This window comes from Pseudomonas sp. UBA6699 (assembly GCF_002454615.1).
Taxonomy (GTDB): domain Bacteria; phylum Pseudomonadota; class Gammaproteobacteria; order Pseudomonadales; family Pseudomonadaceae; genus Aquipseudomonas; species Aquipseudomonas juntendi.
In genome coordinates, this window is sequence record NZ_DKJF01000023.1 from 25476 (window position 1) to 36138 (window position 10663).

General features: G+C 60.8%; 15 protein-coding genes. 6 read left to right on the forward strand and 9 right to left on the reverse strand.

Features of this window, described 5'->3' with window-relative positions:
- Positions 1–98: 98 nt before the first annotated feature.
- Entirely contained in the window at positions 99–545 is a 447-nt protein-coding gene (locus B3361_RS04755; protein WP_054905055.1) for a hypothetical protein, read from the forward strand.
- A gap of 30 nt (positions 546–575) precedes the next feature.
- Here the strand turns inward: B3361_RS04755 and pbpG are convergent, their stop codons facing one another.
- Both pbpG and B3361_RS04765 read right to left on the reverse strand, forming a co-directional pair.
- Positions 576–1502: a D-alanyl-D-alanine endopeptidase gene (gene pbpG, locus B3361_RS04760; protein ID WP_054905056.1), complete on the reverse strand. Its 927-nt coding sequence runs from the start codon at positions 1500–1502 to the stop codon at positions 576–578.
- Between the two features lie 281 nt (positions 1503–1783).
- Positions 1784–2458, reverse strand: a complete 675-nt coding sequence (locus B3361_RS04765) for a polysaccharide lyase family 7 protein (RefSeq protein ID WP_054905057.1) — start codon at positions 2456–2458, stop codon at positions 1784–1786.
- A gap of 226 nt (positions 2459–2684) precedes the next feature.
- Between B3361_RS04765 and B3361_RS04770 the strand changes: the two genes are divergently transcribed.
- Entirely contained in the window at positions 2685–3005 is a 321-nt protein-coding gene (locus tag B3361_RS04770; RefSeq protein WP_054905058.1) for a DUF1654 domain-containing protein, read from the forward strand.
- 38 nt (positions 3006–3043) lie between these two features.
- Here B3361_RS04770 and B3361_RS04775 read toward each other — a convergent pair whose 3' ends face one another.
- Positions 3044–3868: a S24 family peptidase gene (locus B3361_RS04775; protein WP_054905059.1), complete on the reverse strand. Its 825-nt coding sequence runs from the start codon at positions 3866–3868 to the stop codon at positions 3044–3046.
- A 159-nt stretch (positions 3869–4027) separates the two neighbouring features.
- On the opposite strand from B3361_RS04775, the gene B3361_RS04780 reads away from it, so the two are divergent.
- Positions 4028–4339, forward strand: coding sequence for a hypothetical protein (locus B3361_RS04780; RefSeq protein ID WP_054905060.1), 312 nt, complete (start codon positions 4028–4030; stop codon positions 4337–4339).
- Positions 4340–4436: 97 nt separating this feature from the next.
- Here B3361_RS04780 and B3361_RS04785 read toward each other — a convergent pair whose 3' ends face one another.
- Both B3361_RS04785 and B3361_RS04790 read right to left on the reverse strand, forming a co-directional pair.
- The gene (locus B3361_RS04785; protein ID WP_054905061.1) at positions 4437–4619 is read right to left on the reverse strand and encodes a hypothetical protein; all 183 of its coding nucleotides are present in this window, start codon (positions 4617–4619) and stop codon (positions 4437–4439) included.
- A gap of 94 nt (positions 4620–4713) precedes the next feature.
- Positions 4714–5061 (reverse strand): hypothetical protein, encoded by a 348-nt coding sequence (locus tag B3361_RS04790; protein ID WP_009686467.1) that lies wholly within the window; start codon positions 5059–5061, stop codon positions 4714–4716.
- 159 nt (positions 5062–5220) lie between these two features.
- Between B3361_RS04790 and B3361_RS04795 the strand changes: the two genes are divergently transcribed.
- Positions 5221–6042: a shikimate 5-dehydrogenase gene (locus tag B3361_RS04795; protein ID WP_054905062.1), complete on the forward strand. Its 822-nt coding sequence runs from the start codon at positions 5221–5223 to the stop codon at positions 6040–6042.
- Positions 6043–6115: 73 nt separating this feature from the next.
- Here B3361_RS04795 and B3361_RS04800 read toward each other — a convergent pair whose 3' ends face one another.
- From B3361_RS04800 to B3361_RS04810, 3 genes are all read right to left on the reverse strand, one after another.
- Complete coding sequence (locus B3361_RS04800; RefSeq protein WP_286920126.1) at positions 6116–6358, reverse strand: hypothetical protein; 243 nt, start codon at positions 6356–6358, stop codon at positions 6116–6118.
- Positions 6359–6443: 85 nt separating this feature from the next.
- Positions 6444–6971: a lactoylglutathione lyase gene (gene gloA / locus B3361_RS04805; protein ID WP_054905063.1), complete on the reverse strand. Its 528-nt coding sequence runs from the start codon at positions 6969–6971 to the stop codon at positions 6444–6446.
- A gap of 226 nt (positions 6972–7197) precedes the next feature.
- Positions 7198–7557: a histone-like nucleoid-structuring protein, MvaT/MvaU family gene (locus B3361_RS04810; protein ID WP_054905064.1), complete on the reverse strand. Its 360-nt coding sequence runs from the start codon at positions 7555–7557 to the stop codon at positions 7198–7200.
- A 360-nt stretch (positions 7558–7917) separates the two neighbouring features.
- On the opposite strand from B3361_RS04810, the gene B3361_RS04815 reads away from it, so the two are divergent.
- Together B3361_RS04815 and cobF are read left to right on the forward strand one after the other, a co-directional pair.
- Positions 7918–9207, forward strand: coding sequence for an OprD family porin (locus B3361_RS04815; RefSeq protein WP_054905065.1), 1290 nt, complete (start codon positions 7918–7920; stop codon positions 9205–9207).
- A 68-nt stretch (positions 9208–9275) separates the two neighbouring features.
- On the forward strand, positions 9276–10025 hold the full coding sequence (gene cobF, locus B3361_RS04820; RefSeq protein WP_054905066.1) for a precorrin-6A synthase (deacetylating): 750 nt from the start codon (positions 9276–9278) through the stop codon (positions 10023–10025).
- A 43-nt stretch (positions 10026–10068) separates the two neighbouring features.
- On the opposite strand, the gene B3361_RS04825 is transcribed toward cobF, so the two are convergent.
- Positions 10069–10419 (reverse strand): response regulator, encoded by a 351-nt coding sequence (locus B3361_RS04825; RefSeq protein ID WP_054905067.1) that lies wholly within the window; start codon positions 10417–10419, stop codon positions 10069–10071.
- Positions 10420–10663 lie beyond the last annotated feature (244 nt).

The window sequence follows — 10663 nt, forward strand, 5'->3', positions numbered from 1 at the left end:
ACGAAACAGCCGGCAGGGAATTTAATTGGCTAAAGCGCGACGCGAAGTGGCCGATAGGATGGTTAGCGCAAAGACCGATCTTTCAGAAAGGGACCGACATGGCCGTCATCACAGCTGGCAACCTCATGATCAATGGCGTATCGGCGCAGGCGCGCAGCGCCAATGCCGCCGCTGAACGCGACCAGGCCAAGCAGGCCGGCGAAGCGGTGGGCCCACTGCAAATCAGCAGCGACAGCCTGAGGGTATCCGCGGGTAGCCAGGCACAGGCAACGGATACAGCGGGCACTGGTGGGTCGGAGGCGGTAAGCGCCCTGCAACAGTTGATCAAGGACTTGCAGAAGCAATTGGCCGAGCAGCAGAAGCAGCTTGCCGCGTTGCAGAACAGCAAGATGGATGAGACACCCAAGGCGGCTGCGGTCGGTGCCAAACAGGCAAGCATCGCCACCCTCAACGGTCAGATCATGGCCGCTACCGCGCAATTGCTGGCGCTGCTGCAGCAAGAGGGTGGCAGCAGCTCCGGCTCAATGGTCAGCGCCACGGCCTGACGGCGCCGTGGCCTGTGAGTTCGGGCCAGCTTACTCGGCCGCTACGCGCCCTTTGCCCTGGCGATCTGCCTTGTACTGCATGGCCACCGCCGGCGCTGGCTTGGCTGCACCGGTTTCCAGCCATTGGCGCAGGCGGCTGGCATCGGCGAAATGGGTGTACTTGCCGAAGGCATCCAGGATGACCATCGCCACAGGGCGGTTATCCATTCGGGTCAACAGCACCAGGCAGTGCCCGGCTTCGTTGGTAAAACCGGTCTTGGTCAGCTTGATGTCCCAGTTGCTCTTGTTCACCAGGTGGTCGGTGTTACGGAAGCCCAGGGTGTAATTGGGCTTGCGGAAGGCCACGGTCTTCTCGCGGGTGGTCGACAGCTCGCTCAGCATCGGGTACTTGCGCGAGGCCATCAGCAGCTTGGACAGGTCGCGCGCAGTCGACACGTTCTGCGTCGAAAGCCCGGTAGGTTCTACGTAGCGGGTATGGGCCATGCCCAGGCTGCGGGCTTTGGCGTTCATCGCCTTGATGAATGCCGGGTAGCCACCGGGGTAGGCATTGGCCAAGCTATTGGCTGCACGGTTTTCCGAAGACATCAAGGTAATCAGCAGGGTCTCGCGGCGATTGAGCTGGCTGCCGGGGCGTACCCGTGAATACACGCCCTTCATCTCCGGGTTGTTGGCGATGGTCATGGTGAGCATCTCATCCATGGGCAGCTTGGCGTCCAGCACCACCATCGCGGTCATCAGTTTGGTCACCGAAGCGATCGGTACCACGCGGTCGGCGTGGTTCGAGTACAGCTCCTGGTTGGTATTGAGGTCGATCAGCAGCGCGCTGCCCGACGCCAGGTGCAGTTTGGAGGGGTCGCGTTGCACCTTGGCCGGGGGTTGTGCAGCAGCGGTCGACGGCAGCGCCGCGGTACCTGTGAGCAACAGCAGCAGGCTGAGAATGGACAGGGATGTTTTCACGTTGAGGCTCACTAAAGGTTGGTATGTCGTTGGCTGTGCAAGGGTTTTCCCCCAAAAACCGCTGCATTCTGGAGTATGGCTGAACGGCTGTCGAATGCCTTATATCTAAAGGGCGCAACGTGAACGAAATTTAATCCCGTACCCATTGTGTACCCTTCATGTGCTGTTCATGAAGTGCGCCGAACGGTGATAGGGGCGGGGGCAAACTGAGCGCTCGGTTCTGATCAGGTCCGGTACCGACCCGTGAACAGGAGGGCCGGCACGCAAAGGGCGTTGTCGCCTCAGCCATGTATCAACGTCAGGTCGCTGATAATGCAGATCGAGCCATCGTCGACCGGCGTTTGGTCGTTGTAGTCGATCTGGTTGTAAACGCCGCCGTGGAATTCGAACAGGCGCGAAGCCCAACTGCCGTCGAGTTGCAAACCACCTGAAGTACCGGTTGCTCCCTTGCAGCTTGCGGTGACCGTGACCAGGCCCTGTGCCGTGACGTGCAGGCTGATGCCGAACTGCGCGCCCAGCGGTACGCCCTTGAGCACCGTCGAATTCACCGGGTCAGCCTGGTCATAGGTTTGGCGAAAGCCCAAGGTGATATCACCTTTCTTCCAGAACACCTTGACGGGCGGGCCGTCGTCGCCGCGCACGTGCATCTGGGCAATGACCACCTTCTGCGCTGCGTTGACCTTGGTCAACGTCATGCTTTGACGGCTCCAATGGTCCGCGGCACTGGCCAGCGTCCAGGAACGGGTCTCGGTCCATTCACAGCGGGTGCGGTGGGTACTCTTGCTCGACGCCCCTTTGGTCGGCGCAGAAAACTGGATCGAGCCGTCACTGAGTAGCGTGACCACCTCTGGGAGGCGGGCAATGGCTTCGTCACCGTCAAGTTCGAGGGCAACGGGGTTGGTTGCGGATACTGCCACCGGGGTGGCGATCAAGAGGTTGCTGATGTCTACGGCCATGGTAACTCCTCATGAACAGCCAGGTTTGAATGGCAGACTGCATGCTGCCTGGTTGAGAGTTAGCCAATGGCTAAATTAAATGTCAATAGCTTAAAGCTAAAAATTGCGCTGTGGGTGAAATTACCTGTTGGCGAAAATTTTCAGGGCAAGGCCTTTACGCTGGATTTGGCTGTGCGATAAGCTTTCGCCAGGTACTGTACAAATATACATATATCAGGATGACAATATGCCTATGCAAACAGCGTCGACCACCCTTCAGCCCCCGGGAATGTCGGGTGTAGAGCGCCTGAGCCTGCGGGTATCGTCGATGATCAACCACCCTGTGGCCCAGACCCAGCGCTGGGTGCTGGTGCATCGCCTGCACAGCGATGGCGACGCGGAATGGGAAGAGGTGATGGGGCTGCTGCTGGAAACACCCGAGTTGGACCTGACCTTCAACCCTGATGGCAGCGTGCTGGTGCGCTGGCAGCGCCACGCCGGCCAGCAGTTTGACGAAGTGAGCGCCGAGCAGGGCTGTGGGTCACTGATGCCTGCTGCGCCGTTCTGAAATACCGGCGCCAGGCCGCTGCCGGGGCAGGTGGCGCCTTACACGAGGTGGGCATTCCACACCAGCAGGACCCTGGCCTGGATATAGGTTTCTTCGCGGCGAATCAGGCGGTCCTTGTGCCGTGAGTTGTCGGAAATCATCTCGAAATGATCGTCATCGGCAATCTGCAGGCGCTTGATGTAGATATGGTCACCCCACGCGAAAAAGTAGATCCCGTCGCCCACGAACTCGCGAATGCTCACATCGACGATCAGTGGGTCACGGTGCCTGATGGTGGGCTCCATCGATTGGCCCCAGCCAGTGACCATCTTCAGGTGGTGGTGCTCGCTGAACTCCACACCCAGTTCACGCAGGTGGCTGGGGCTGACCCGCACATCCTTGAACATTTCCGGGTAGTCATGGGGGATCTGGCCGCCGCCCATGGCTGCGCGCACATCATAGTGGGCAATCCATACCTCATCGCCCACCAGGCCGGGCCGGCCGTGGTCGGCCTGCAGCAATACGGTTTCCGCGGGCTCGGCAGCCGCGGCCAGCAGCCTCTGGCGGGTTTCTTCGGGGATGCCTTTGCCACTTTTTGCCAGCATCTGCTTGACCAGGTCGGCGGCGCACAGCGCGCCGTCGGCAGGCCCGCCCGAGGCCTGCGGGTGATCGCCGGGCGCCAGCGCGTCGAACCAGCCGCGTGGCAAGCCTTCGATACCCTCGATCCGCCGCGCCACGTCGTCGCCCAGGTTCTTGGCGGTCCTGTTGGAGAGAATCTGGCTCAGGTGCGCAGGCGCCATGCCCCAGCGCTCGGCGCAGGCGCCCTTTTTCTGGTCGGCGATCAGCTTGACCAGGTTCTGCTTGCGGATTTCATAGATGTCCATAAGGCGAAGCATGCCAGTGTTTAGCTCTCTGCTAAATGTGCGCATGGCTAAATTTCCCTTGAGGTAAATTTACCCCTAGGCTAAATTAAACCTCCAAACAATAAAAGCCACGGCGATGCAATGCCGTGGATTGTCCATTTCGTCAGCAAAGAGGTTTACATGGATCCCACCGACCTCGGCCCAGGCACCCTCACGTGGCTGGGTGGTACAGGCACCGTGTTGTTCGGGGCCTTTCTATGGCTGCGCAAATGGCTGTCCAGAGATGCGGCAGACCGCGCGCTGGACAATGCAGACATTGCCGTGATTCGCCGCCTGACCGAGCTGCTGGATAGCGAGCGCGATGCCCGCCGTGAGGCGGAGGCCAAGGCTGAGCATTTCGCCAAGGAGCGCAATGAACTGGTGGTCACCGTCGGCCGCTTGCAAGGCAGGGTCGTGGTCCTGACCAGTCAACTGGCCCGGGCCAGGGCGTGAAACGACCGACGACCCGCACCCACCATGGCCAGACAAAAAAAAGCCCGCCATTTCGGCGGGCACAAGGGCGTAGGGAGCAACGCACAACAAATTCGGGTCAGGCTGCCAAAGTGCCTGGTTGCAACAGTTCAGCCAATGCGCGGGCTTGGGCGAGGGTCGGCACCGGCCCACTCACAGCCTCGCCGTTGCGCACCAGGTACCAGCAGGCCAACAGGCCTTGTTCACGCAGTGAAACCGGTACAGCGCTGCCGACAACGGACATGATCTGGATAGTGGCCATGGGGACCTCCTGTGAAACATGGGCCTACCATACCCAGCCGCTACCAGGGTTTGAAATCAACGTTGTCGATAGTGGTCATTACTTCTATCAACCCTTACCAGCGTGGCGGGCCGTAATACACCCGTGGCGGGCCGTAGTAGGCCCGGTAGCCTGGCGGTGGCGGGGCCGGCGCATAATAAGGCTGGTAATAGACGGGCTGCGGCGGCGGCTGCACGTACACCGGTTGCGGCGGGTAGTACACCGGCTGGCGTTCCACGTACACCGTACGGTCGTGCCCGCCAGACACCGTAGCGCCAACCACCGCGCCAACCACGGCAGCGCCCAGTAGCGGGCCCGGTCCGTACCAACCGCCGCCATGGCCGTAACCACCGTGGGCAGCTGCAGGCCCGCTGATGGCCAAAGCGCCGACCAGCAGGGCGATTCCGGGAATGAGACGGTTCATATCAACCTCGCGAGTAAACCCCCAAAGTGGGGTGTCACTAATATGACTCCGGTATTTATCAATTGCGCGCAGGGCAATGGTAAAGGTTGTGTAAGGGACGACCAGCGGTTGCCTCTGGTACGCTGCACAAACGTTTCAGTCATGACTCAGGAGCAGGCTATGTCGACAACTCCCGGCAGGGATACCGTGCTGTGCATTTCCCTGGCAGGCCGCCCCGGTACATTCGGCGTGCGCTTTCACAACCACCTGTACCAACAGTTGGGCCTGGACTATTACTACAAGGCCATGCGCACCGACGACCTCCCGGCCGCGGTAGCGGGAATTCGAGCCTTGGGCATACGCGGGTGTGGGGTATCGATGCCATACAAGGAAGCGTGCATGGCGCTGGTAGACGAGATCGATCCGTCGGCAGCGGCCATCGAGTCGGTCAACACCTTGGTGAACACCAACGGTCGCCTCACAGCCTACAACACCGACTATCTGGCCGTACGCCAGTTGTTGACCCGGCACCAGGTCGATCCGGCAACCGCTTTCGCCCTGCGCGGCAGCGGCGGTATGGCCAAGGCCGTTGCCAGCGCCTTGCGCGATGCCGGCTTTGCCGAAGGCACCATCGTCGCGCGTAATGCCCAGGCGGGGCAGCAGCTGGCGGATATGTGCGGCTACCGCTGGCTGCCAGAACTCGGCGATATCTGCCCGCCGATGCTGGTGAATGTCACGCCAATCGGCATGGCGGGGGGCGCAGAAGCTGAAGAGCTGGCGTTTTCGGAGATCGCCATCGCTGCTGCAGAGCGGGTGTTCGATGTGGTGGCCATGCCCGCGCAAACACCGTTGATTCGCCGCGCCCAAGCGCTGGGCAAACCTGTGATTACCGGGCTCGAGGTGATTGCGCTGCAGGCGCTGGAGCAGTTCGTGCTGTACACAGGTGTGAGGCCGACGCCGGCGCAAGTCGATGCCGCCGTGGCGTACGCTCGCGAAATCTGATTGCACCAGCAGCGGCCCCTTCGCGGTATGGCAGCTGTGCTGGCGAAGAGGCCGCTACAGGTCAAGGGGGCAATCAGAACACCTTGGTGCCGGCGTCCAGTTGCTGGTCGACCAGCGCTCGACCGTGGGCCAGCGACACATGCTGGGCACGTTCCAGGTCGGAGAAGAACTTCATCGACATCGACAGGCGCCTGCTGGTATGGCCATCAGGGGCGGTGATCAGGCAACCGGCGGCGTAGGGCAGGGGCGAGTCAGGATGGGGCATCACGCTGGCGGTGATGGTGTGCTTGCGGTATTCACAGTGAAGGGATTGCATGGTTCTTACCTCGCTGTGGCATGGGAAGCGATTACCTTCATATACCACAGCAAGGGGGGCGGTGGTTCCCGCCCCCGACGAACGCTTAGCCTGCGAGGTCGGCCGGCTGAATCACTTCGACCCAGTAACCATCCGGGTCCTTGATGAACGCCAGGTGGTTCATGCGCCCATCCTGCAGGCGCTTCTGGAACGGTACACCCAGCGCTTCGAAGCGCGCACAGGCGACGCGTACATCGGGTACCGACACGCAGATGTGACCGAAGCCGCGTGGGTCGGTATTGCCATCGTGATAGGCGAAATCGGCATCGTTCTCGGTGCCGTGGTTGTGGGTGAGCTCCAGCACGCCAGGGATCGATTTCATCCACTGGTGACGGGCGGCGTCATCGGCGGGAATCTGCGCCGGGTCGACCAGGGCCAGGAAGTACAGGCTGAAAGCGGCTTCGGGGAAATCACGCTTGTCTACCACGCGAAAGCCCAGCACACGGGTGTAGAAGTCCAGCGACTTAACGATGTCCTTGACCCGGAGCATGGTGTGGTTGAAGACGAATTGGGCAGTGGCGGCGTCGGGTTGTGCGGTGACACCAGGCAAGGTTTGCAGATCGTGCAGGCTCATGGGAACTCCTGAGGCAGGGCCGGGCACTGGGCGCCGGCAAAACAGACAGGCTGGCCATGATACGTCAGTGCGCCGATTGCGCAAATGAAAGCGCCCTGCACGAGTGCAGGGCGCTGGAATTAGAGGCCCGCATGTGCGGGCGCGTGATGGGGTCGCTAGTCCTTTAGCTGCCTCGATACTGAGCCAGCCCTTGTGAAAAAAGTGTGAAGCACGTGTTGATGTTTCATCAGCGAGCCCAGCTTTCCACCTCGGCGGCGCCATACTGCTCTTTCCAGGCTTTGAGGCCGCGGTGGTTGCCGCCTTTGGTCTCGATCCGCTCGCCGGTCTCGGGGTGTGTGTAAACCTTCACCACCCGCGGGCGACGGTGCTGTTTGGGGGCAGGGCTGGTGGCGCGCGCCCCGGCTTTGGGGTCAAGTATGGCTATGACATCGCGCAGGCTTTTGTCGTAGCTTTTCATCAGGTTGACGAGTTTCTGCTCGAACTCGATTTCGCGTTTTAACCCGGCATCTTTTTTCAACGCTTCCAGTTGCGCCATCTGTTCCTGGAGCGCTTTTTCCGCAGCACGAAACTCTGCAAGTCTGGACACTGTAATCACTCCTGTACGTCGGCTGTGGCGGGGCGTGACGAACATTGGAACGCATGAATACGCCGGCCACGCAGGTGGGTTTTACTGTTCGTTGATAGCGAGTGTAGTCACACATTGGGGCGGGGTAAACTGCTAACTTATTGCAAATAAGCGGGGAACTTTCCTAGTTGCCCATGCGCGATACAGGCGACCCGCCGAAGCGGCCTGGCAGGGCGCTTAGACCATGGTCCAATGGCCCGTGCCAGAGCCATTGCGCGATCATTTCAAAGTATGGCTGGCTGTTGCGCGGTCATGTCTCATTACCGTGGCAAGTCTGTGCCGCCGGTTGTCAACCCGCTTTGAATCTGGATGTTTCCCTGCATGTTTTCCCCCTATCCTCTCGCCCCGGGGCGTCGTGTTGCCGGCCTGTTCCTGTTATGTGCCGGTGCCAACGCCCAGGCTGGCGGTTTTCTTGAAGACAGCAGTGCCAAGGTTGAAACACGCACTGTCTACTTCAACCGGGATTTCCGTGACGGCCACAGCAGTTCCGGCCAAGGGGCGTCCAAGCGAGAAGAGTGGGCCCAGGGCTTTATCCTCAATGTACAGTCGGGTTACACCGAAGGCCCGGTAGGGTTCGGTGTGGATGCGCTGGGCATGTTCGGTGTGAAGTTGGACTCCAGCCCCGCCGACAGTAACAGCGGCTTGCTGCCGTCTTCCGGGCACAACCCGCGGCACTCCGCCGACCAGTATGCAAAGATGGGCCTGGCGGCCAAGGTCAAAGTTTCCAACACGGTGCTCAAGTACGGTTCGATGATGCCCGATGTGCCCCTGCTCAAGTACAACGATGGCCGCCTGCTGCCGACGATGTTCCAGGGCGCCATGCTGACCTCCGAGGAACGCCGCGATCTGAAGTTCACCCTGGCACGCCTGGATCGGTACACCGCAAGGGATTCAACCGACCGCCAAAACATTCGCGTGCATTGCAAGAACAAGCGTTACGCCTGCGACATCGAAGCCGACCACTTCGACCTCGCCGGGGTCGATTACAGGGTCAACGAGCGTTTCGGTGCCCAGTATCAAGTGGCCAGGCTGGAGAACATCTATCGCCAGCAGTATTTCGGCCTGGTGGCCAGCCAACCGCTGCCGGTGGGTAGCCTTGCTGCCGACCTGCGGCTGATCAAAAGCGACGACATCGGCAACGCCCGCGCCGGTGCGATCGACCACCGCGCCGTCAGCGGCATGCTCGGCTACAGCCTGGGTGGTCACAAGCTCAGTGCTGGCTGGCAGCGCATGTATGGCGACAGCGCCATGCCCTACCTGGATGGCAGCAACCCGTACCTGGTCAACTATGCACAGGTCAATGATTTTGCCGCCGCCCAGGAGCGCTCCTGGCAAGTGCGCTATGACTATGACTTCAAGGCGTTGGGTGTGCCTGGCCTTACGTTCTTCACCCGGTACATCAACGGTGACCATATCCAGGTGCCAGGCAGCCATGCCGAAGGCAAGGAGTGGGAGCGCGACAGCGAGCTCAAGTATCAAGTGCAAAGTGGCACGTTCAAGGACGTCAGCGTGCGTTTGCGTAATTCCACCTACCGCAGCAACTATGAGCGGTGGGCGCGGGATATGGACGAAACGCGGGTGATCGTCAGCTACAACTTCTCGCTGCTCTGAACGGGTGCTTTGCCAGCGGCCTGGTGGCGCCCGACAATGGCTGCTGAACAGCACCGGAGGGCAGCACAATGAAACAGCTGTTGTTGATCGGCATCGGCCCGGGTGACCCACGCCAGGTCACGTACGAAGCCGTCGACGGGTTGCGCCAGGCCCACGTGTTCTTCGTGCTCGACAAGGGCAGCGTCAAGAACGAGCTGGTGCAGCTGCGCAAGGCCATCCTGCAGCGGTACCGCCCCGAGGGCGGCTATCGGCTGGTTCAGGTCGCCGACCCGCTGCGCGATGGGCAGGCCGACGCGTATGTGCAGGCGGTACAGGACTGGCACGTACAACGTGCAGCGCTGTATGCGCAACTGATCGAACAGGAAATCGGCGACGGCGAAACCGGCGCCTTTCTGCTATGGGGCGAGCCCACGCTCTATGACAGCACCTTGCGCATCCTCGACCTGGTCTGCGAGCGAGTTGGCGCGCTGCACCTGCAGGTCATTCCGGGCATCAGCAGCGTGCAGGCACTGGCGGCGCGCCACCGGGTTGCGCTCAACCGCATTGGCGAACCGCTGACCGTGCTGCCTGGTCGGCGTCTGGCCGGGCAGGGGAGTATCGACAATGTGGTGGTGATGCTCGATGGGCAGTGCGCGTTTGCAGCTATCGATGACCCGGCCTTGACGATTTACTGGGGCGCTTACCTGGGCACGGCTGACGAACAGCTGATCGCCGGGCCGCTGCAGGCGGTGAAGGCACAGATTCTTGAAGTGCGTGCGCGGGAAAGGGCGCGCAAAGGGTGGATCATGGACACCTACCTGTTGCGCAGGGAGGTGTAGAGGGCACCGATCCTGCGCGCTTGGTAAGCGGGTGCCGCCGAATTCAGGCGTTGCCGAGAATCCCCTGCACCTTGTCGCTCAGCTGGTCGATGCTGAACGGCTTGCCGATCATGTGCATGCCCTCCGGTACATCAATGTTTTCGGCGTAGCCACTGGCGAACAGCACCGGCAACAGTGGCCGCAGTTCGCGTGCTTTGCCTGCCAGCGCCTCGCCGCGCATGTCCGGCAGGCCCACATCCGTCATCATCAGCGCCAACGGCTGGTTAGGGTCTTCCAACACCTTGAGCGCCGCGCTGGCATCTTCCGCCTCGATCACCGAGTAGCCCAACTCATCGAGCACTTCGACCATCAGCATACGTACGATGTCGTCGTCTTCGACTACCAAAAGGTGCATGGTTCGGGTCCTGTGCAATTGAATGTCTATGATCTGTGCACAAGGCGACAGCAGAAGTTCCCGAGGATACCGATACTTGCAATCAGATGGAACGATTGGCACACAGCACTTTCAAATACTGGCTAAATGCCCTGCCTGAGCCGCTAAAGCTGGTTAGACTTCGCTTGTCGGCACGGCGCAGCGGCACATAACCATAACGATTGTTCCGCCATTCTTTTCCATGGATTTTCTTGCTCGGGCGTTT

Coding starts and splice junctions, on each gene's coding strand:
- B3361_RS04755 (WP_054905055.1), top strand. CDS start 99: ATGGCCGTCATCACAGCTGGCAACCTCATGATCAATGGCGTATCGGCG.
- B3361_RS04765 (WP_054905057.1), bottom strand. CDS start 2,458: ATGGCCGTAGACATCAGCAACCTCTTGATCGCCACCCCGGTGGCAGTA.
- B3361_RS04770 (WP_054905058.1), top strand. CDS start 2,685: ATGCCTATGCAAACAGCGTCGACCACCCTTCAGCCCCCGGGAATGTCG.
- B3361_RS04775 (WP_054905059.1), bottom strand. CDS start 3,868: ATGGACATCTATGAAATCCGCAAGCAGAACCTGGTCAAGCTGATCGCC.
- B3361_RS04780 (WP_054905060.1), top strand. CDS start 4,028: ATGGATCCCACCGACCTCGGCCCAGGCACCCTCACGTGGCTGGGTGGT.
- B3361_RS04785 (WP_054905061.1), bottom strand. CDS start 4,619: ATGGCCACTATCCAGATCATGTCCGTTGTCGGCAGCGCTGTACCGGTT.
- B3361_RS04790 (WP_009686467.1), bottom strand. CDS start 5,061: ATGAACCGTCTCATTCCCGGAATCGCCCTGCTGGTCGGCGCTTTGGCC.
- B3361_RS04795 (WP_054905062.1), top strand. CDS start 5,221: ATGTCGACAACTCCCGGCAGGGATACCGTGCTGTGCATTTCCCTGGCA.
- B3361_RS04800 (WP_286920126.1), bottom strand. CDS start 6,358: ATGCAATCCCTTCACTGTGAATACCGCAAGCACACCATCACCGCCAGC.
- gloA (WP_054905063.1), bottom strand. CDS start 6,971: ATGAGCCTGCACGATCTGCAAACCTTGCCTGGTGTCACCGCACAACCC.
- B3361_RS04815 (WP_054905065.1), top strand. CDS start 7,918: ATGTTTTCCCCCTATCCTCTCGCCCCGGGGCGTCGTGTTGCCGGCCTG.
- cobF (WP_054905066.1), top strand. CDS start 9,276: ATGAAACAGCTGTTGTTGATCGGCATCGGCCCGGGTGACCCACGCCAG.
- B3361_RS04825 (WP_054905067.1), bottom strand. CDS start 10,419: ATGCACCTTTTGGTAGTCGAAGACGACGACATCGTACGTATGCTGATG.